The following is a 20,276-nucleotide window of genomic DNA, read 5'->3' as shown; positions in this document are numbered from 1 at the left end:
TTGCCGTTTGTTGCCGTTCGTGCCCGGGCGGGCAGCGTGCGCGGCCGGACGCCCGAGGCGTCGATATTAAGGAACATCGGCGCAACGTGCGCGCGGCCGCGCGAAATCCGCCGCGCTTTTCGGCGCGCTTCTCGCCGCGGCCGCAACCGGCGTAAGCTGTACGTCCCGCCATGAAGGGAGTCCGCCGTCCATGTCGATTTCCCCGGATTTCGAACCGCGTGCCGTCACCGGTGCGCGGCTGATCGTCGATGCGCTGCTCGCCAACGACGTCGAGCGCGTGTTTTGCGTGCCCGGCGAAAGCTTTCTCGCCGTCCTCGATTCGCTCGCCGACGAGACCGAGCGCATCCAGACCGTCGTCTGCCGGCACGAAGCCGCCGCCGCGAACATGGCCGAGGCACTCGGCAAGCTCACCGGCAAGCCCGGCGTCGCCTTCGTCACGCGCGGCCCCGGCGCGACGCATGCGTCGATCGGCGTGCACACCGCCTTCCAGGATTCGACGCCGATGATTCTGTTCATCGGCCAATGCGCGCGCGAGCATCTGGATCGCGAAGCTTTCCAGGAAATCGACTACCGGCGCATGTTCGGCCAGCTCGCGAAGTGGGTCGCGCAGATCGACGACGCGCGCCGCATCCCCGAATATCTGAGCCGCGCGTTTCATGTCGCGGTGTCCGGGCGGCCCGGCCCGGTCGTGCTCGCGTTGCCGGAGGACGTGCTGTCCGCGCCCTGCGCGCCGCAACCGGCCGCGCCGGCCGCGCAGCGCGTTGCCGCGTCGCCTTCGGCCGCGCAGATGCGCGCGCTGCGCGATACGCTCGCGCGCGCCGAGCGGCCGCTCGCGATCGTCGGCGGCAGCGGCTGGACGCACGCCGCCTGCGATGATCTGCGCCGCTTTGCCGAGCGCTGGCAGCTTCCCGTCGCATGCGCGTTCCGCTTCCAGGACACGTTCGACAACGCACATTCGAACTACGCGGGCGACGTCGGCCTCGGCATCAATCCGGCGCTCGCCGCGCGCATCCGCGAAGCCGACGTGCTGCTCGCGCTCGGCCCGCGGCTGGGCGAGGCCACGACGGGCGGCTATACGCTGATCGACATCCCGAAGCCGGCGCAGACGCTGATTCACGCGCATCAGGGCGCCGACGAACTCGGACGCGTTTATGCAGCCGATTTGCCGATCGTCTCGGGCATGCCAGAAATCGCCGCGCCGCTCGCCGCGCTCGAGCCGCCGGTGTCGCCCGCCTGGGCGGGCAGCGCGGCCGACGCGCATCGCGCGTATCTGGAATGGCAGGCGCCGCGGCCGATGCCGGGCGACGTGCAGCTCGGCGACGTGATCCGGCAACTGCGCGCACGGCTGCCGGACGACGCGATCGTCACGAACGGCGCGGGCAATTACGCCGCATGGCTGCATCGCCACTTCGACTATCGGCATTTCCGCTCGCAACTCGCGCCGACGAGCGGCGCGATGGGCTACGGCGTGCCGGCCGCGCTGGCGGCGAAATCGCTGTATCCGCAACGCACGGTCGTCGCGCTGGCGGGCGACGGCTGCTTCATGATGGCCGGCAACGAACTGGCGACCGCGGTTCAGTACGGGCTCGCGATCGTCGTGATCGTCGTCGATAACGGCCATTTCGGCACGATCCGCATGCATCAGGAACGCAATTATCCGGCCCGCGTGCACGGCACCGGCCTCACGAACCCGGATTTCGCCGCGTATGCGCGCGCATTTGGCGCGCACGGCGAGACGGTCGAGCGCACCGCCGATTTTCCGCCCGCGCTCGAACGCGCGCTCGCAAGCGGCCTGCCCGCGCTGATCGCCATTCGTGTGCCGCAGGAAGCGAGCACGCCGGCCGCGACGCTGACGCAAATCCGTGCGCAGGGGTTGCGCGCGCGTCGCACATGAACATGACGCGGGCTTGATCGGCGGCTGCATACGTCCATGACGAAAAAAAATGCCCGGGCCGCGCCGCGTTCGAACGGCGAACCTGCGTCGTCGCCGGACCCGGCCGCACATCGGGCCGCCGACGGCACGCCACCGCCCGGCAACGCCGCGCTGTCGCCCGCCGACGCGCTCGCGTACCCCGGCACGCTGCTGTCGCCCGACGGCAAGCTCGTCGCGCCATACGATCTCGAATGCGCGCCGGCAGCCCACCCGCACGGCCATGCCGGCGCGGCCGCTCGCGTCGGCCTGCTGCATGCGGCAAGCCGTCCGTTCACGCTCGATTACGCGGCGATATCGGCCGTGCATGTGGTCAACGGCATGGGCGTCGCGCTCGGCGATTCGGTGGTCGGCATCACCGCGCTCACGGCTATCCGCGCCGCTCATGCGCATCTGCGCGTCGTGCTGTACCGGCCTGCGCACACGCCCGGCTATGTCGACGCGCTATACCGGCTCGCGGCCGGCGCATCGGTGATCGCGCCGCCGCGCGCGCTGCCCTGGCCCGCCGCCGCGCTGCCCTCGGGCGCACGCGACGCGCGGATCGATCTCGGCAATCATCTGTACTGGCCTGCGTTCGCCGCGACGCCGATGATCGATTTCTTTTTGTCCGCGCTCGGCGTGCCGCCCGAATCGGTTCCGGCCAGCGCCAAGCGCAATCGCTGGCTCGCCGGGCTCGCGCTGCCCGAATTGCCGCCCGCATGGCACGGGCGCCGCTATGTGCTGTTCTGCGCGCGGGCCAGCACGCCGCTGCGCAGCATCCCTGCCACGCAGCGCGCCGCGCTCGTCGACCGGCTCGCGCGGATCTACCGGCTACCGGTGCTCGGCTTCGAGCCGATCGATCATCCGGACTACGTCGACGTGAGCAGCTACTGCACCGACACCGGCCAGTTCATCGGCTGGGTGAAGCATGCGCGCGCCGTATTCAGCGTGGATACGGCGGCGGTGCATCTCGCCGACGGGTTCGACGTGCCGACGCTCGCGCTGTTTTCAAGCATCCCGCCCGGCTTGCGCGCGCGCGACTACCCGCATTGCACGTCGGTTACGCTCGATTTGCCCGATGCACTGCGCAGCCGTCACGCAAGCGATAGGCTCGACGATCTTGCGCAACTCGAAGCCGCTTATCGGCGCATCGACTGGGATGCGCTCGCCTGGCCGAGGCCGCGGGATTGACGGTCTGCCGAACGGCGCAGGCGTGCGAGGCGGCCGATGGCGGATGCGTCGCCGGCGGCTCGGGCGGCATGACAGCGCGCATGACCGCCGCAGCGGCAAAACGGCCGTCGCGCCCCACGCCCGCCAGACAGCCGAAGCGCCGCCGTACCGCCCGCGGCTCACCGCGCTCAGCACGCGAGCGCATTGCGCAGCGTCTCCGACGGCCGTGTGCCGAACATCCGCCGATAGTCGGTCGCGAACTGGCTTAGATGCCAGAAGCCCCACGCTGCCGCGACGTCCTGCACCGATTCGGCCGCGCGCCGCCGCAAGTCGCGCCGCGCGCCGTTCAGGCGCAGCGCGCGCAGATACATCGCCGGCGCCATCCCGAGCACATCCTGAAAGCAGTACTGCAGCGTGCGCCGGCTCACGTGCAACTGCTCGCACAGTTCCGGCACGCCGACCGGCCGCGAACGATGCGCGAGCACATAGTCGCGCGCGGCCGCGACAATCCTGCGCCGCCGCGACGCGTGAACGCCGGCCGCGCCATCGGCGGGCGACGCGCACAGATCGAACAGCGCCGCCAGCACCTGCGCCTGCAAATCGTCGCGCGCGCAACCGGACAGCGGCGCGTGCGCCGCGCTCATCGAACCTGCATCGTCGAGCCGCTGCGCGAGCAGCGCGCAAAGCTCGCTCAGCCGCGCCGCGCCGACCGGCACCACCGCCCGCTGCGGCAGCCGCTCGTCAAGCTCGCAACGTTCCACCTCCCGTGCGTAGCGGCGCAGCACCGCGCCGCGCACGACCACCCCGTAGATCGAGAATTGCGCGGGCGTCAGCAGTTCGAATTCGACGTTGCCGGGGCGCAGCGCGAGCGCGTCGGCGGCAATCGGTTGCGCGTCGATGCGCGCCGCGCCGTCGCGCGCGAGCGGGATACCGAACCAGTACGCGTCGCCGCGCACTTCGCACGCCTGCCTGAGCGTGTGGCTCGTCGTCTCGCGAAACAGCTTCATCGTGTCGAGCGGCAGTTCGGTCAGCGTGCCGATAAAGCGGCCCGCCGCGAGCTGATCGTAAGCCTGGCGCCAGCCGATCAAGTTGCGCGCCTGTTCGTCGGCGTCGTGCGCGACGCTGACGAGCGCACGCCCGGTAACGCCGTCGCCGTCCGCGCTGCGTCCCGTGTCCTCTGCCGTCGTCTCGGCGCTGGCGTGCTCGCGATTCATTGCGCCTCCCTTTGCGTTGCCGAAAATGAAACGATCGATGCGATCACGCAATTCCCGTGCCGAAGCGCGGCGCGGCAGCGGCGCTGCCGCGTGGCCCGATTGCGCGCCACGCTGTGCCGCCGCTGAACAATTCGCGCGGGGCGGCTGTTCCACAACGGCACAATCGAGCCCAGCACCGCCGCCCCCCGGCACGCCCGCTTCGCGCCGCCGCACACGCCGCGCGGCCGGGCTGCACCGCCGCCGCGCACGCTGGCACGATTTTGGCGTATCGCAACGCGAGCGCCGCATCGCGCGGCGCATCACCGATACCGACATGCGAGGAGCAACGATGAATCACGCGGACATGCAACATCTGACGATCGAATTTCCGTACCGCAAGCAATATGGAAATTTCATCGGCGGCGAATGGGTCGCCCCGGTCGGCGGCGAATATTTCGACAACGTGTCGCCCGTCACCGGCCAGCCGTTCACCGCGATCCCTCGCTCGCGCGAAGCCGACATCGAACTGGCGCTCGATGCCGCGCATGCGGCGAAGGCCGGCTGGGCCGCGACGTCGCCCGCCGATCGCGCGAACCTGCTGCTGAAGATCGCCGACCGGATGGAGGCGAACCTCATGCGCCTCGCGGTGGCCGAGACCATCGACAACGGCAAGCCACTGCGCGAAACGACCGCGGCCGACGTGCCGCTTGCGATCGACCATTTCCGTTACTTCGCGGGCTGCATCCGCGCGCAGGAAGGCTCGATCGCCGACATCGGCGGCGACATGGTCGCGTACCACTTCCATGAGCCGCTCGGCGTGGTCGGCCAGATCATCCCGTGGAACTTTCCGCTGCTGATGGCCGCGTGGAAGCTCGCGCCCGCGCTCGCGGCCGGCAATTGCGTCGTGCTGAAGCCCGCCGAGCAGACGCCTGCGTCGATCCTGGTGTTCGCCGAGCTGATCCGCGATCTGCTGCCGCCGGGCGTGCTGAACATCGTCAACGGCTTCGGCCTGGAGGCGGGCAAGCCGCTCGCATCGAGCAAGCGGATCGCGAAGATCGCGTTCACCGGCGAAACGTCGACGGGCCGGCTCATCATGCAATATGCGAGCGAAAACCTGATTCCCGTCACGCTCGAGCTGGGCGGCAAGAGCCCGAACCTGTTCTTCGCCGACGTGATGGACCGCGACGACAGTTACTTCGACAAGGCGCTGGAAGGCTTCGCGATGTTCGCGCTGAACCAGGGCGAAGTGTGTACGTGCCCGTCGCGCGCGCTTGTCGAGGAAAGCATTTACGAGCGCTTCATGGAGCGCGCGTTGAAGCGCGTCGAATCGATCCGTCAGGGCCATCCGCTCGACTCGCGGACGATGATCGGCGCGCAGGCGTCGGCCGAGCAGCTCGACAAGATCCTGTCGTACATCGATATCGGCCGCAGCGAAGGCGCGCAATGCCTGACCGGCGGCGAGCGCAACGTGCTCGCGGGCGAACTCGCGCAAGGCTATTACGTGAAACCGACCGTGTTCCGCGGCCACAACAAGATGCGCATCTTCCAGGAGGAGATCTTCGGGCCGGTGCTCGCGGTCACGACGTTCAAGAACGAGGAAGAAGCGCTCGAGATCGCGAACGACACGCTGTATGGCCTGGGCGCCGGCGTATGGACGCGCGACGGCAACCGCGCATACCGGATCGGCCGCGGCATCGAGGCTGGCCGCGTGTGGACGAACTGCTATCACGCGTATCCGGCGCACGCGGCGTTCGGCGGCTACAAGCAATCGGGGATCGGCCGCGAAACGCACAAGATGATGCTCGATCATTATCAGCAGACGAAGAATTTGCTCGTCAGCTATAGCGACAAGCCGCTCGGATTCTTCTGACGCGGCACGGCAAGGCCGCCGCACGCGGGGCTGCTCACAACGCGGCGGCGGCTGGCGGCCGGGCGGCGAACGGTGGCGTGCCGCCGGGCGCGGCACGCCGATCGCTCAGCCGCACTCGCGATCGAACGCGGGCCGTTGCATGCGCTGCGCCGGCGCGTCGATCGGCGTCTGGTCCGGCGCTTCGCCGTGCGCGCGCGTGCGGCTCAAAAACGCAAATGACGCCAGCGCGCACAGCGCCGTCACCACCGTCAGCCCGTCAAGCACGCTGCCGAACGCGGCCGCGTAGTCTTGCCGCAGCGCCGTATGCGCGACGCCCGGCACGAGCGCTGCGGCGTGCGCCACATCGCCCGCCACAAGCCGCGCGGCCGCATCGTGCACGACGTCGGGCGCGGCGGACGAAGCCGCACCCGCATGCAACCGGGCCTGAACGAGCGCCGCCAGCAGCGCGTTGACGAGCGCAAGCGCGATCCCTTCGCCCGCCACTCGCATGGTGCTGAAAATCCCCGTCGCCATGCCCGCGCGCGCCTTCGGCACCACGCTCACCGACAAGCCGTCCATCAGCCCCCACGGCATCCCCGCGCCGACGCCGATCGTCAGCATCGGCGCGATCAGCCCAAGCGGGGCGGCCGCGCCGCCGGGCGCCGCGCTTCCAAGCGCGCGGTTCAGCCAATGCAGCCCGGCTGCCGCGATCAACAGCCCGATCCCCGAGATCACGCCTGCCGACATCCAGCGCGTGAGCGTCGCGGCGAGCGTCGGCACGACGAGCATCGGCGCGGAGATCGCGAGCATCAGCCAGCCGGTATCGAGTTCGCTCAGGCCGTCCACGCCGATGAAACGCAGCGGCAGCACGACGAGCAATACGATGTAGCAATAGCAGGTGGCGATCGGCAGCACCTGCACGCCGACGAAACTCGGATAGCGAAACAGCGTGAGATCGAGCATCGGGCGGGCAACGCGCGTTTCGATCACGACAAAAACGATCGCCAGGCCGGCCGCGCCCGCGAGCAGCCCCGCGACAACCGGATTCGACCAGCCGCTCGCCTGCGATTGGATCACGCCGAATGTGAAGCACGACAGCATCGCCGTAAATGCCGCCGTGCCCGCCCAATCCAGGCGCTGCGCGTTGGGATCGCGCGACTCGCGCATCCGCGGCACACCGAAGGTGAGCGACAGCACGCCGAGCACCGCGCCCGTCGCGAAGATCGCGCGCCAGCCAAAGCGCTCGATCAGCATGCCGGCGAGCACCGGACCGAACGCGAGCCCGACGCCGAATGTCGTGCCGAGCAAACTGAACGCACGCGTGCGCGCGGCGCCGTCGAATTCCTGCGCGAGCGCGGCCGTGCCGCCCGCGAGCGCCGCCGCCGCCGCCACGCCTTGCGCGGCGCGCAGCAGATCGACGGCGACGATCGACGGCGCAAAGCCCAGCGCAAGCGCGCACGCGGTAAAACCGCCGACGCCCGCCGCAAACACGCGCTTGCGGCCGAACTGGTCGGCCAGCGCGCCCGCCGCCATCAACAGGCTGCCGAAGGTCAGCATGAACGCGTTCGTGATCCAGCTCATCGCAGCCGGGCCGCCGTCCAGATCGCGACCGATCGCGGGCGTGGCGACCGCGCCGCCCGAAAAACTGAGCGGCAACGCGAGCGCGGCCAGGCAGACGGCCGCGAGTATCGCGAGCCGCGCGGAAGAAAAAGGTGAGTCCGTATCCATCGTTCGTCGAATCCTTCAAAAAACGCCGGTCTCCGTGACGCACAAGCGCGCGCCACACGCTACCCAGCCGAGCGATGAACGATAATTCAGATTCAATTGATGAAAAACGACATCAAATTCCTGATATTACGGAATTCAATTCTGCAATTGGCATCACTTGAAAGGATCGAAGCGGCATGGACAATTTGAACGGCATCGTCGCGTTCGTGCGCACGGCGGAAACGCTGAGCTTCGTCGCGGCGGGCCGCAAGCTCGGCGTTTCGGCATCGGCGGTCGGCAAGACGATCGCGAAGCTGGAGCACACGCTCGGCGTGCGGCTCTTTCACCGAACCACGCGCAAGGTCACGCTGACCGACGAAGGGCGGCATTTCCACGAACGCTGTCACCGTATCCTCGAAGAACTGCGCGACGCCCAAGCCGCCGTCTCGCAGAGTGCGCAGACGCCGCGCGGCCGGCTGCGCGTGAGCCTGCCCGTGATCGGCTACCGGTTCCTGCTGCCGGTGCTGCCCGAATTCAAGCGCCGCTATCCGGAGGTGGAACTGGATCTCGATTTCAACGATCGTCTCGTCGACGTCGTCGACGGCGGTTTCGATGCGGTGATCCGCAGCGGCACGCTGACGGATTCGAGCCTGATGTCGCGCCGTCTCGGGCCGTTCCGCTTCGTGCTGTGCGCGTCGCCCGCGTACCTAACGCAGGCCGGCACGCCGCGCACGCTGCGCGATCTGGGCACGCACGGCTGCGTGCGCTACCGCTTCCCGACCACCGGCAAGCTTCAGCCTTGGGCGCTGCTGCCGGATGGCGGCGAGCCGCCGAACCTGCGCACCGCGATGACGTGCAACAACATGGAGGCGCTGCGCGCCGCCGTGATCGCGGGATTCGGCATCGGCTACATGCCGGATTTCCTCGCCCACGACGCGCTCGAGCAGCACAAGCTCGCCACCGTGCTCGACCAGTATTCGATCGATCCGGGACAGTTTTCGGTTTTGTGGCCGTCGAGCCGGCAGTTGTCGCCGAAAGTGCGGGTATTCGTCGATTTCATCTGCGAGCGGTTGTTTCGCGGCGATTGAGGTTCGCCAAATTCGATTGACTCGACTGGCTTCGCATCCGGTCGTGCGCCGCGCCGCGCCGGATCATTCCACCGTCAACCGCCCGGCGCGCGCCGCGGGCGGCAACGCGTCGCTGTCGTCCTTGAGCCCGACGCCCGTCAGCCCGAGCCGCCGCGCGTGCGTCAGCAGATAGTGCAGCTTGTGCGCGGCCGCCTCATACGGCAGCCCTTCGGGCCGCACGTTCGAGATGCAGTTGCGCTGCGCGTCATGACAGCCGACCTTCGGCGCATGCGTCAAATAAACCCCGAGACTGTCCGGCGAACTCAGCCCCGGCCGCTCGCCGATCAGCATCGCGACGAGCCGCGCGCCGAGCAGTTCGCCGATCTCGTCGCCGAGCGCGACGCGCGCCTGCCGCGCAACCACCACTGGCCCGATCCGCCAGCCGTCGAGCTTCGGCCGTACCGCGTTCAACAGCGGCAGCGCCTGCTTGGCCGCGGCGAACGCCGACAGGCCGTCGCCGATCACGAACACGACATCGGGGCGCGCCGCGCCGCCGCTTGCGGCCGCTGCCTGCGCGAGCGCCGCGCGGCTCGCGTCGGACAGCCTGCGGCCGAGGTCCGGCCGGCGCAGGTAATGCTGGCGATCCGGCGCCGCGCTGTCGGCCGCGAGCGTCGCGAAACCGGCTGCGTCCAACTCGCGGCGCAGCGCATCGGCATCGAGCGGCTGATGCACCGCGTCGCGCGCCTGCGCGTGCGACAGGTTGAACGCGAGCAAAGGCGCGGTCGGCAAGCTGTTGCCCGCGCGGCCGAGCGCAATCCGCGCGTTCGTGAACGCGCGCAGCTCACTCCACGGATTCCTTTCGACCGCGTCGCTCATGCGCCAATCCCCATCCAGTCGTTCACGCCGGCCAGCAGCGGCGCGCGTGGCGACGCAGCGCGCAACGCGCCGCGCGCATCGACGATCTCCATCGTCTCCAGCCATTCCTCGAACTCGGGCGCGCGGCGCAGGCCCAGCACCTCGCGCACGTACAGCTGATCGTGAAACGACGTGCTCTGATAGTTGAGCATCACGTCGTCCGCGCCCGGAATCCCCATGATGAAATTGATGCCCGCCGCGCCGAGCAGCGTCAGCAGATTATCCATGTCGTCCTGATCGGCCTGCGCGTGATTCGTGTAGCAGATGTCGCAGCCCATCGGCACGCCGAGCAGTTTGCCGCAGAAGTGGTCCTCGAGCCCCGCGCGGATGATCTGCTTGCCGTCGTACAAATACTCCGGGCCGATGAAGCCGACCACCGTGTTGACGAGAAACGGCTCGAACGCGCGCGCGAGCCCGTATGCGCGCACCTCGCAGGTCTGCTGGTCGACGCCGTGATGCGCGTTCGCCGATAGCGCGCTGCCCTGGCCCGTCTCGAAGTACATCAGATTGTCGCCGAGCGTGCCGCGCTTGAGCGCAAGGGCCGCGTCGCGCGCCTCGGCGAGCAGCGCGATCGAGATGCCGAAGCTCGCGTTCGCCTGCTCGGTGCCCGCGATCGACTGAAACACGAGATCGACCGGCGCGCCTTTGTCGATCGCGGCGATCGTGTTCGTCACGTGCGTCAGCACGCACGATTGCGTCGGCACGCGGTAGCGTTCGCGAAACGCGTCGATCATCGCGAGCAGCTTCGTGATTGCGGCGAGGCTGTCGGTGGCCGGATTGATGCCGATCATCGCGTCGCCGCAGCCGTACATCAGCCCGTCGAGCATCGACGCGGCAATGCCCTTCACGTCGTCGGTCGGATGATTCGGCTGCAGCCGCACCGACATGCGCCCAGGCAGTCCGACGGTGTTGCGAAAGCGCGTGACCACGCGGCGCTTTCTCGCCGCGGCGATCAGATCCTGGTTGCGCATCAGCTTCGACACCGCCGCGACCATCTCAGGCGTCAGTCCCGGCGCGATGCGCTCGAGCGCGGCGGCGTCGGCCGCGCTCGACAGCAGCCAGTTACGGAAATCGCCGACCGTCAGATGCGAAATCTCGGCGAACGCGTCGCGCGAATGCGTATCGACGATGAGGCGCGTGACCTCGTCGTCCTCGTAAGGAATCAGCGCCTCGTTGATAAACGCCGTGAGCGGCACGTTCGCGAGCGCCATCTTCGCGGCGACGCGCTCCTCCTCGGTCGCGGCCGCGACGCCCGCCAACTCGTCGCCGGAGCGCAGCGGGCTCGCTTTCGCGAGCAGCGTCTTCAGGTCCGCGAAGCGGTAGGTGCGCAAACCGATCGTCTCCGTATATCGCATTTGCGTGAATCCTCCTTATGTCGTGCTTGCCGCGCCTGCCGTGCGCCGCGCGTCCATCGGCATCGCCATTCAACGAATGCCCGGCGCCGCGCGCGTTGCGTCGGCCATGCACGCCCGGCCATCCGCCGTCGAGCCGCGTATGCCCCAAGCGCGCCGCGCATACCGGCGCGCTGCCGCCGAACGCGCCGCGCGCCACGCGTGTCCCGGTCGCGCGCCCCGTCTGCGGCCCGTTCATTCCTCCAACAATGCGTCGATGGGTGCGGCCGCGCGCTGCGAGCCGGTGGCCAGAAAATAGCCGTAGCCAAGCACGAGGAACGCGACAAAGATCAGCGCAACGAGCGCGTTGAAATACACCATCGTCGCGAGGCACACCACCGCGGCCACGAGCGCGAATGCCGGAAACAGCGGATACAGCGGCGCGCGGAACGGCCGCGCCATCCGCGGCTGCGTGCGGCGCAGCTTGAACAGCGCGGCCATGCTGACGATATACATCACGATAGCGCCGAATACCGACATCGTCACGATGTTCGCGGTCAGCGTCTGGCCGGCGAACTGAATCAGCTCGTCGCTATAGATCGCGGCAATGCCGATCACGCCGCCCGCGACAATCGCGCGATAAGGCGTCTTGAAGCGCGGATGCACTTTCGCGAGCCATTCGGGCAGGTAGCCTTCGCGGGCCAGCGCGAAGATCTGGCGCGAATAGCCGAGGATGATCCCGTGGAACGACGCGACCAGGCCGAACAGGCCGAGCCATACGAGCATGTGCATCCAGCCGCTGTTCGCGCCGACGATGTACTTCATCGCCTGCGGCAGCGGATCGTTGATGTTCGCGAGCTTCGTCCAGTCGCCCGCGCCGCCTGCGAACACCATCACGCCGATCGCCAGCGCGACGAGCGTGAGAATTCCCGCGACATACGCGATCGGAATCGAGCGCTTCGGATTCTTCGCTTCCTCGGCCGCCATCGCGACGCCTTCGATCGCGAGAAAGAACCAGATGGCGAACGGAATCGCCGCGAACATGCCGTGGAACGCACCCATGCTGAAGTGATCGGCGCCCGCCCAGCCGCCCTTCGTGAAGTGGCTCCACGCGAAGCCCGGCGACACGACGCCCATGAACACCAGCAATTCGAAGATCGCGAGCAGCGTGACGATGAGCTCGAACGTCGCCGCGATCTGCACGCCGACGATATTGAGCGCCATGAACACGAGATACGCGCCCATCGCCGCATGCTTGGGTTCGAGCCCCGGAAACTGCACGTGCAGATACGCGCCGATCGCAAGCGCGATCGCGGGCGGCGCGAACACGAACTCGACGAGCGTCGCGGCGCCCGCGAGATAGCCGCCCGCCGGGCCGAACGCGCGGCGCGCGTAGGCGAACGGGCCGCCCGCGTGAGGAATCGACGTCGTCAGCTCGGTGAAGCTGAAGATGAACGTGGTGTACATCGCCGCGACGAACAGCGCGGTGACGACGAAGCCGAGCGTGCCCGCGCTCGCCCAGCCGTAGCTCCAGCCGAAGTATTCGCCGGAGATCACGAGCCCGACCGCAATGCCCCACAGCTGCCAGGTGCCGAGCGTTTGCTTGAGCGCCGGTTGGGCCGCGCTGCCGTCCGCGCCGGGGCGGCCATTCGATTCCGTCTGCATGACTCTCTCCTCGAAAGCGGCGGAACGGCTGCCGTGACGGGCCGTTCCGCGACTGAGAATCGATGCTAGTGAGTCATTAATCGACGTGTTATCGAAAATCGGCAAACGTCCATTCTTTCGTTTTCCCTACGAAACGTGCGCCAAGCCCGGCCGCGCGCGCCGCGACAGCCGGCTTGTGTCTCCCGCCATACAGACCGTGGCCGGCCCAGCGCATACAGTGTGGGCCAACGTCGAGCCCCATCGGCCGCGTCCGTCCGATTCGACGACGGCACTGGGGCCTGATCACGTCCAACGATCACCGATTATTCCATTCAGACCATGCGGGCCTCTTATCTCGATACCGCTCGGGGCGCGGGCATCATCCTCGTCGTCTACGGGCATGTGCTGCGCGGCCTCGTCTCGGCCGGGCTGGTCCCCGCCGGGCTGAGCGACTTCCTCGCGGCAACCGACTACACGATCTACACGTTTCACATGCCGCTGTTCTTCCTGCTGTCGGGGCTGCATGTGCCGAAATCGCTGCAACGCGCGAGCGGCGGCGAATTTCTTTCGTCGAAGCTGCGCACGATCGTTTATCCGTACCTCGTCTGGTCGGTGCTGCAAGGCGGCGTGCAAATCGCGCTGTCGTCGCACGGGATGAACCACCCGTTCACGCTGCACGATCTGCTCGCCATCGGCTGGCGGCCGTTCGGCCAGTTCTGGTTCCTGTACGCGCTGTTCATCTGCATGCTGGTTGCCTGGGCGGTCGCGGCCGTCGTGCCGGGCTTGGGCGCGCGCGGCGGCGCGGTATCCGGCGGCGTGCGAGCGCTGCTCGTCGCGCTCGCGATCGGCTCGCTCGCGCTCGCCCCGTTCGCCCAGCCGGACATCGTGGCGAAAACGCTCACGTACCTGCCGTTCTTCATATTCGGCATGCTGATCGGCGACAAACTGCCCGCGCTGCTCGCGCGCACGTCGAACCTGCTCGCGATCGGCGTGGTGGCGGCGGCGTTCTGCGCGGCCGTGGTGTTCGCGCATCGCTTCGGTGATTCGACCAGCGTGTGGGCCGTGCCCGCCGGGCTCGCGGGCACCGCGCTCGTGCTGATGCTCGTCTATCGCGCGTCGCTGCGCGGCGGCCGCGCGCACAGCGGGCAGAGCCGGCCGTCGTGGCTCGAACGGATCGGCTTCGCGTCGATGCCCATCTATCTCGCGCACATCCTGGCCACCGCAGGCGCACGAATCGTGCTCGTCAAGCTGGGCATCACGAACGTCGGCGTGCATCTCGCGCTCGGCACGCTTGCGGGCGTGGTCGCACCGATGGTGCTCTACGCGCTCGCGCTGCGCTCGGGCACCGCGCGCTTCATCGGCTTCCCGCCGCTGCCGCGCACGCAAGCCGCCGCAACGGCACAAAGCCGCATCCGCAATGCGGACGCGGCGTAGGTTCCGCCCACACGAATAACGGGCATGCAAACGCGCGCCGCGGGTTGCCCGTCAATCGGGCTCCGTCCGGGTGCGCGCAGGAAAAAGAGCGCTGCTCGGCCGCCCCCGACAAGCGACGGTCGACGCGTGCAACGCGGCCGGCGATGCAGGTTTCGCCGCTTTCGAAAAGCGTGCTCGGGGCGAGCCGCCACAAGCAAAGGACGCAGCGAACAGCGCATGCATTCGCAAACGGCATGACGCGAACGCCGCGCTGAGCGCCGATGCACCCGGCGCTCGCGGGTTATCCGTGCAAACACGCTCAAGGTGAGCGCGCCGCCAGCCAGGCAAGCTATCCCGTTGGCCACCGCCAACGAACGCGGCGCGCATTGCGCACGCCGCCCGCCGATTACCTCACTCCTGCCTGATCACTCCTGCCTGCCGCGCTGATTGAACCAGCGATCGAGCAGCTTGCCCGCCGCTTCACGGCCGCCAAGGCCGAACGACAGCGCCACCGCAACCGCAATCGCGCCGAGCACGAGCCCGAACGCGAGCTGCACGATCTCGTTCGCAATGCCCATCGCGCGCAGCCCCATCGCGAAGACCAGGCCAAGAATGGCGAACTGCGCGATGCGCGACAGCAGCACGCTGTGGTCGTGATCCGCCTGCTCGATCACGCGGCGCGCGAGACTCGCGAGCCAGAAGCCGATCACGAGAATCACGCCGCCCATCAGCACGTGGCCGCCGAACTCGATGAACAGCGTGACGACGTCGCGCACCTGCGTAAAACCGAGCCGGTTTGCGGCCTCGACGGTTGCGAACAGCATCGCGAAGAAAATCACGAGCCGGCTGGCGAGCACCGACGGCTGCAAAACGCCGGAGAACACGCGCTCGATGCCGAGCACGGCAGGCAGGCCGTCGACGCCCGCCGCGACGAGCAGCTTCTGCACGAGCGCGCCGACGAAGCGCGCAACATAAAACGTGACGAGCACGATCACGACGGCCGCGACGATGTCGGGCACCGCGCCAAGAAACTGGCCGAGCAGATCGGTCGCCGGGCGCGAGATCGCCTCGATCTTCAGCGCGTCGAGCGCGGAGATCAGCGTCGGCACGAACACGAAGATATAGACCACCGTGCCGATCAGACTCGACAGCTTCACGGGCGTCGCGCTGCCGACGTTTTGCGTGAGTTTGTCCGCGCCCGCCGCGACCAGCAGATTCGTCACCAGCCCGCGCAGCACCTTCGCGACGAGCCAGCCGACAAACCCGATCACGGCCGCCGCGAACACGTTCGGCACGATCGCGAGGATCTTGTCGATCATGCTCTGCACGGGCGCGAGCAGCCCGTTCAGATCGAACGCGGCCAGGATCGCCGGAATGAACAGCAGGATCACGAGCCAAAACAGCACGTCGCCGAGAAACGTGCTCATCGGCTGCGTGCCGGTTGTCTGCGAGAGCTTGCTGTCGATCTTGCTCGCCTTCAGCGCCTTGTCCGCGACGCTGCGCAACAGCGACGCAATGAGCCACGCGATCAGCGTGAGCGCCGCACCGCCCAGCAGGTTCGGCAAATAGTTGACGATCTTGCCGACCAGTTGCGAAAACGGGTTCGACATCGCGTAAAGATTCAACGCATTGAAGATGCCGATCGCGGTCATGAGCAGCACGAGCCAGAAAAGCCCGCCCGCGATGATGCGCTCCACCTGCGCGCCCTGCCCGGTGCTCTCGGAGATCCGCGCATCGACCTTCAGCGCGGCAAGCAGCTTACGCGCGCCGGCCCGGACCAGCACCGCGATGACCCAACCTACGATCAATATGCCGATCGCGCCGGCGATTTTGGGCAGATAGACGCCCAAGGTGTTTTGTAGCGACGTCAGGAAGCTGGACGATTCCATTTGTTCTCTCCCGAAAGCGTGGGCTGCGGTTGGAAACACTGACGAACGGATAAACCCTGCGGACTCCGAATATAGGCGGCGTGCACGCGAGGCTGAACTTACACGGTCAACGATGACCGGTGCAATCGCGTAGCGGGCGCCGATCTTAAACTTTAGACGCGGAATCGACCCTATTCCTAAAAAATTGTGAAATCCGAATGGGGCCGGATGCGAACGCAAATGAAAGATGAAGGAGAGCGCCGCGCAACGGCGCGCGATGGCGGCAAAGGAAAACGTGCCGGCATCGGCAGGCGTTCGGCGTTTTGCGACTTTGCCGGCTTTACGGCTTCGCGGCTTTACGGTTTGACGGTCTTATACGCGCACCGCCAGCGGAAAGACGCACCGCTGGCGCAGCCCGTTTCCTAATGCGGTTCAATCGAGCGCACAATCGCATCCGTGCGCTCGATACATCGCCCGTCCGATCCACAACGCCTTTGCGAGCGAGCCGGCTTGCCGACGCCGCCCGCATGTCGCGGTATCGCGGGTGCCGGATCACCGGCTATCGACGAACGGCCGCGCACCGGCGGCGCGGTCGGCACGCCTGCCTCGCAGACCGGCGAACCGATCGGCGCCGGTCGCATCGTTCCGCCTTCGACAGGAGATCAACCGATGACCGAGTATGAGTATCGAGTGGAAATTCGCCAAGCCCGTGCAATCGACGTGCTGGCCGTCGATCACGTCGGCCCGTATCCGGAAATCAACCGCGCATTCGATACGCTTTCCGCATGGATCGGCGAGCGCGGGCTATTCGGCCCCGAAACGCAATGCATCGGCATCTTTCACGACGATCCCCACACGACGCCCGCCGAGCAGTTGCACGCCCAAGCGTGCTTCGCGCTTGGCCCGGCGACGGCGTCAATCAACGTGACGCCGCCCGTCACGCATGCGACGGTCGCGGGCGGCGAGCACGCCGTGCTCGTCCATCGGGGGCCGTATGCGGATCTCCAACAGGCTTACGATTGGCTGTACGGCACGTGGCTGCCGAACTCGGGCCGTGAAAGCGCCGATGCGCCGCCGTTCGAGCTTTATCTGAATTCGCCCGCCGATACGCAACCCGCCGATTTGGTGACGGAGATTCACGTACCGCTGCGATGAGTTGGCGGCAAGCGGCGGATCTTCCGGCAAGACGCCACAGCGGCTCATCGCGGCAAAACAAACCGCAACGGCACGCCCGCTGCGGCCGAATGGCCGGCCGGCACAGGTTTGCGGGCCCGGTATCTGCGGCGCGCATGCGCTCGACCTCCCCGCCCGGTGCCCCGAACCAATCGGCCTACCCACGCGCGCCGGCCACGGCCGCGCCGCATTGCGGGCAATATCGCGCGGCCGCATCGAGCGGCGCTCGGCAGCCTGCGCACACAGGCTGCGCCTGCGATGCGCCGCACTGCGCGCAAAACTTCGCCTGCGCGCCGTTGATCGCCCCGCATTTCGCACATGCGGCACTCAGCGCGGGTGCGGCGGGGTCCGACGGCGATGGGAAACCGCCCAGCCCGCGATCGTGACCGCGCCGCCCCCAGCCATCGCCGCCGTGACCGCCGCCGTAGCCACCGTGGCCGCCGCCGTGATGGCTGCCACCCGCTGCGCGGCCATGGTGCCCGCCCATCATTCGTTTAAGCCAGTCCATATTGCCTCCTGCTAATCAGCCGAGCTGCATTAATTCGCGCGGCGCAACAGCCGCAGCCCGTTGCCAACGACAACGAGACTCGCGCCCGCGTCGGCGAACACCGCCATCCACATCGTTCCCATCCCCGCGATCGTCAAGCCGAGGAACAGGGCCTTCACGGCGAGCGCGAACGCGATGTTCTGCACGAGCACGCGATGCGTCGCCCGCGACAGCCGCACGAACTCCGGAATCTTGCGCAGATCGTCATCCATCAGCGCGACGTCGGCCGTCTCGATCGCCGTGCCCGTGCCCATCGCGCCCATCGCGAAGCCGATGTCGGCCCGCGCGAGCGCCGGCGCATCGTTGATTCCGTCGCCGACCATGCCGACCGCGCGGCCGCTCGCCGCCAATTCGTCGACGGCCGCGAGCTTGTCCTGCGGCAACTGGTTGCCGCGCGCGTCGTCGATGCCGACCTGCTGCGCGATGGCCGCGGCGGTATGCGGGTTGTCGCCCGTCAGCATCGCGGTCTTGATGCCGAGCCCGTGCAGCTCGCCGATGGCCGCACGGCTCGTGTCCTTCACCGTGTCCGCCACCGCGAACAGGCCGAGCACGCGCGCGCCGTCGATCAGCATCACGACTGTCTTGCCCTGCCGCTCCAGTTCGTCGAGGCGCGCTTCGAGCGCGGCCGAGCAGCGTTCGAGTTCTTCGACCAGCCGGTGATTGCCGAGCCAGTAAGGCGTGCCGTCGATCGTCCCGCGCACGCCGCGCCCGGCGATCGCCTCGAAATCGGCAACGTCGGCCAGCGGCGCGCCCTCCTGGCCACGGTCGGCCGCGCCCGGCGCGGCAATCGCTTGCGATACCGGATGGTCGGAGCGCGCGGCAAGACTTTTCGCGAGCCGGCGCACGCGCGCCTCGTCGACATCGTTCGCGCGCATCTCGAAGTCGGTCATCACCGGCTTGCCGCGCGTGATCGTGCCGGTCTTGTCGAGCGCGATCCACGCGAGCCGGCGGCCCTGCTCCAGATACACGCCGCCTTTTACGAGAATCCCGCGGCGGGCGGCGGCCGCGAGGCCGGAGACGATCGTCACGGGTGTCGAGATCACGAGCGCGCACGGGCACGCGATCACGAGCAGCACGAGCGCGCGGTAGATCCAGTCGCGCCATGCGCCGTCTAGCAGCAGCGGCGGCGCAACGGCGACGAGCAGCGCGATCGCGAACACGATCGGCGTGTAGACGCGCGCAAAGCTGTCCACGAAACGCTGCGTCGGCGCCTTCGAGCCCTGCGCCTGCTCGACCGCATGAATGATCCGCGCAAGCGTCGTGTTGCTCGCAACCGCCGTCACGCGGTATTCGAACGAGCCCGATTCGTTGATCGTGCCCGCGTACACCGCATCGCCCGGGCTTTTCTCGACGGGCAGGCTTTCGCCCGTGATCGGCGCCTGATTGACGCTCGAACGTCCTTCGACGATCTCGCCGTCGAGGCCGATGCGTTCGCCCGGCTTCACGCGCACGATCGCGCCGAGCGCGACCTGCGCGGCATCGACGCTCACCCACGTGCCGTCGGGCTGCTTCACCGTCGCGGTATCGGGCGCGAGCTGCATCAGGCCCTGGATCGCATTGCGCGCACGGTCGAGCGATTTCGCCTCGATCAGCTCGGCAATCGTGAACAGCACCATCACCATCGCCGCCTCAGGCCACTGGCCGATCACCATCGCGCCGGTCACCGCGATGCTCATCAGCGCGTTGATGTTCAGGTTGCCGTTCTTCAGCGCGATCCAGCCCTTGCGGTAGGTGCCGAGGCCGCAGACCGCGACGGCCGCGAGCGCGAGCACGGCGCCCACCCACACCGGCAAGCCGAACCAGGTGGCGCCCTCCGATGCGATCGCCGCCACGCCCGCGATCGCGAGCGGCCACCACGGGCGCGACGATTGCGCCGGGCGCGCCGCCGGCGCGGCGCCGGCGGCGGCATTGCCCGCTGCGTCGTCCGCCTGCTCGGGCGTCATGCCCAGCGAGCGGATTGCACCGACGATCCGGCTTTGCGCGCCCGGCGCGTGCTCGACCGTCAGCAAGCGCTGCATCAGATTGAATTCGAGGTCCGCGACGTCGGACATCCCGCCCAGCTTCTTGCGGATCAACGCCTCTTCGGTCGGGCAATCCATCTGCATGATCCGGAATGCCGAGCGCACCCGGCCGGCGGTAGCCGGTTGCGTGCCGGGCAGCGGCGCGAATGCAACGGGAGCGGGCGTGCAGCAGGCTTCGGCGGAGGATGCGTGATCGTGATCCTGGCCGTGATCGTGGTCATGATCTGCGCGATGATCGTGGCCGGCGTGGTCGTGCGCGCAGTCTTGGCCATGTTCGTGGGCATCGTGCCGGTGACCGGGCGCCGGGCGCTCGCGTTGCGCTGCGTCGTGCCCGGCCGGGTGCGCGTGCGCGCCGGCACGCGCCGGCGCCTGATTGGGCGGATCGCCCGCACGAGCGCCGTCATCGACGGGTTTAAGCGAATGGGGCCGGTCATCTGCGCGGATGGCCTCGGTCATGGCAACCTCCTGT

Annotated in this window: 14 protein-coding genes; 6 read left to right on the top strand and 8 right to left on the bottom strand. The window is 68.1% G+C overall.

All coding sequences use genetic code 11. The features are described from left to right. Positions 1-190 precede the first annotated feature (190 nt). Positions 191-1,894, top strand: coding sequence for a thiamine pyrophosphate-binding protein (locus AQ611_RS01925; protein ID WP_069233588.1), 1,704 nt, complete (start codon positions 191-193; stop codon positions 1,892-1,894). A 36-nt stretch (positions 1,895-1,930) separates the two neighbouring features. Next, positions 1,931-3,100: a glycosyltransferase family protein gene (locus AQ611_RS01920; RefSeq protein ID WP_231935888.1), complete on the top strand. Its 1,170-nt coding sequence runs from the start codon at positions 1,931-1,933 to the stop codon at positions 3,098-3,100. 167 nt (positions 3,101-3,267) lie between these two features. Here AQ611_RS01920 and AQ611_RS01915 read toward each other — a convergent pair whose 3' ends face one another. Further along, the gene (locus AQ611_RS01915) at positions 3,268-4,293 is read right to left on the bottom strand and encodes a helix-turn-helix domain-containing protein (RefSeq protein WP_059517886.1); all 1,026 of its coding nucleotides are present in this window, start codon (positions 4,291-4,293) and stop codon (positions 3,268-3,270) included. Between the two features lie 328 nt (positions 4,294-4,621). Here AQ611_RS01915 and adh point away from each other — a divergent pair, with 328 nt between their 5' ends. Then, positions 4,622-6,142, top strand: coding sequence for an aldehyde dehydrogenase (gene adh, locus AQ611_RS01910; RefSeq protein WP_059517887.1), 1,521 nt, complete (start codon positions 4,622-4,624; stop codon positions 6,140-6,142). A gap of 105 nt (positions 6,143-6,247) precedes the next feature. Here the strand turns inward: adh and AQ611_RS24325 are convergent, their stop codons facing one another. Then, positions 6,248-7,849, bottom strand: a complete 1,602-nt coding sequence (locus AQ611_RS24325; protein ID WP_083237202.1) for an MFS transporter — start codon at positions 7,847-7,849, stop codon at positions 6,248-6,250. Positions 7,850-8,025: 176 nt separating this feature from the next. On the opposite strand from AQ611_RS24325, the gene AQ611_RS01900 reads away from it, so the two are divergent. Further along, positions 8,026-8,916 (top strand): LysR family transcriptional regulator, encoded by an 891-nt coding sequence (locus AQ611_RS01900; RefSeq protein ID WP_069233587.1) that lies wholly within the window; start codon positions 8,026-8,028, stop codon positions 8,914-8,916. 63 nt (positions 8,917-8,979) lie between these two features. On the opposite strand, the gene eutC is transcribed toward AQ611_RS01900, so the two are convergent. The 3 genes from eutC to eat form a co-directional block, all read right to left on the bottom strand. Next, positions 8,980-9,771 carry an ethanolamine ammonia-lyase subunit EutC gene (eutC, locus tag AQ611_RS01895; RefSeq protein WP_069233586.1) on the bottom strand — a complete coding sequence of 264 codons (792 nt, stop codon included), beginning with the start codon at positions 9,769-9,771 and terminating at the stop codon, positions 8,980-8,982. Beyond that, entirely contained in the window at positions 9,768-11,165 is a 1,398-nt protein-coding gene (locus AQ611_RS01890) for an ethanolamine ammonia-lyase subunit EutB (RefSeq protein ID WP_069233585.1), read from the bottom strand. Before AQ611_RS01890 ends, eutC begins: the two co-directional genes overlap by 4 nt. A gap of 231 nt (positions 11,166-11,396) precedes the next feature. Further along, on the bottom strand, positions 11,397-12,806 hold the full coding sequence (gene eat / locus AQ611_RS01885; RefSeq protein WP_059516962.1) for an ethanolamine permease: 1,410 nt from the start codon (positions 12,804-12,806) through the stop codon (positions 11,397-11,399). A 318-nt stretch (positions 12,807-13,124) separates the two neighbouring features. Here eat and AQ611_RS01880 point away from each other — a divergent pair, with 318 nt between their 5' ends. Next, on the top strand, positions 13,125-14,219 hold the full coding sequence (locus AQ611_RS01880; RefSeq protein WP_069233584.1) for an acyltransferase family protein: 1,095 nt from the start codon (positions 13,125-13,127) through the stop codon (positions 14,217-14,219). A gap of 404 nt (positions 14,220-14,623) precedes the next feature. Here AQ611_RS01880 and AQ611_RS01875 read toward each other — a convergent pair whose 3' ends face one another. Beyond that, a complete protein-coding gene (locus AQ611_RS01875; RefSeq protein ID WP_069233583.1) occupies positions 14,624-16,087 on the bottom strand; it encodes a mechanosensitive ion channel in 1,464 nt (487 codons plus the stop codon). Positions 16,088-16,735: 648 nt separating this feature from the next. On the opposite strand from AQ611_RS01875, the gene AQ611_RS01865 reads away from it, so the two are divergent. Continuing rightward, on the top strand, positions 16,736-17,221 hold the full coding sequence (locus tag AQ611_RS01865) for an AraC family transcriptional regulator (RefSeq protein ID WP_069235092.1): 486 nt from the start codon (positions 16,736-16,738) through the stop codon (positions 17,219-17,221). Between the two features lie 175 nt (positions 17,222-17,396). On the opposite strand, the gene AQ611_RS01860 is transcribed toward AQ611_RS01865, so the two are convergent. After that, entirely contained in the window at positions 17,397-17,747 is a 351-nt protein-coding gene (locus AQ611_RS01860; protein WP_069233581.1) for a zinc ribbon domain-containing protein, read from the bottom strand. A 29-nt stretch (positions 17,748-17,776) separates the two neighbouring features. Then, a complete protein-coding gene (locus AQ611_RS01855; protein ID WP_069233580.1) occupies positions 17,777-20,263 on the bottom strand; it encodes a heavy metal translocating P-type ATPase in 2,487 nt (828 codons plus the stop codon). Between the last annotated feature and the right edge of the window lie 13 nt (positions 20,264-20,276).

Origin of the sequence: Burkholderia singularis (assembly GCF_001718875.1) — a bacterium.
In the GTDB taxonomy this organism is placed as follows: Bacteria; Pseudomonadota; Gammaproteobacteria; order Burkholderiales; family Burkholderiaceae; genus Burkholderia; species Burkholderia singularis.
The sequence above is the reverse complement of the archived record's forward strand: the minus strand, read 5'-3'. Positions and strand labels throughout refer to the sequence as shown.

Coding starts and splice junctions, on each gene's coding strand:
- AQ611_RS01925 (WP_069233588.1), top strand. CDS start 191: ATGTCGATTTCCCCGGATTTCGAACCGCGTGCCGTCACCGGTGCGCGG.
- AQ611_RS01920 (WP_231935888.1), top strand. CDS start 1,931: ATGACGAAAAAAAATGCCCGGGCCGCGCCGCGTTCGAACGGCGAACCT.
- AQ611_RS01915 (WP_059517886.1), bottom strand. CDS start 4,293: ATGAATCGCGAGCACGCCAGCGCCGAGACGACGGCAGAGGACACGGGA.
- adh (WP_059517887.1), top strand. CDS start 4,622: ATGAATCACGCGGACATGCAACATCTGACGATCGAATTTCCGTACCGC.
- AQ611_RS24325 (WP_083237202.1), bottom strand. CDS start 7,849: ATGGATACGGACTCACCTTTTTCTTCCGCGCGGCTCGCGATACTCGCG.
- AQ611_RS01900 (WP_069233587.1), top strand. CDS start 8,026: ATGGACAATTTGAACGGCATCGTCGCGTTCGTGCGCACGGCGGAAACG.
- eutC (WP_069233586.1), bottom strand. CDS start 9,771: ATGAGCGACGCGGTCGAAAGGAATCCGTGGAGTGAGCTGCGCGCGTTC.
- AQ611_RS01890 (WP_069233585.1), bottom strand. CDS start 11,165: ATGCGATATACGGAGACGATCGGTTTGCGCACCTACCGCTTCGCGGAC.
- eat (WP_059516962.1), bottom strand. CDS start 12,806: ATGCAGACGGAATCGAATGGCCGCCCCGGCGCGGACGGCAGCGCGGCC.
- AQ611_RS01880 (WP_069233584.1), top strand. CDS start 13,125: ATGCGGGCCTCTTATCTCGATACCGCTCGGGGCGCGGGCATCATCCTC.
- AQ611_RS01875 (WP_069233583.1), bottom strand. CDS start 16,087: ATGGAATCGTCCAGCTTCCTGACGTCGCTACAAAACACCTTGGGCGTC.
- AQ611_RS01865 (WP_069235092.1), top strand. CDS start 16,736: ATGACCGAGTATGAGTATCGAGTGGAAATTCGCCAAGCCCGTGCAATC.
- AQ611_RS01860 (WP_069233581.1), bottom strand. CDS start 17,747: ATGGACTGGCTTAAACGAATGATGGGCGGGCACCATGGCCGCGCAGCG.
- AQ611_RS01855 (WP_069233580.1), bottom strand. CDS start 20,263: ATGACCGAGGCCATCCGCGCAGATGACCGGCCCCATTCGCTTAAACCC.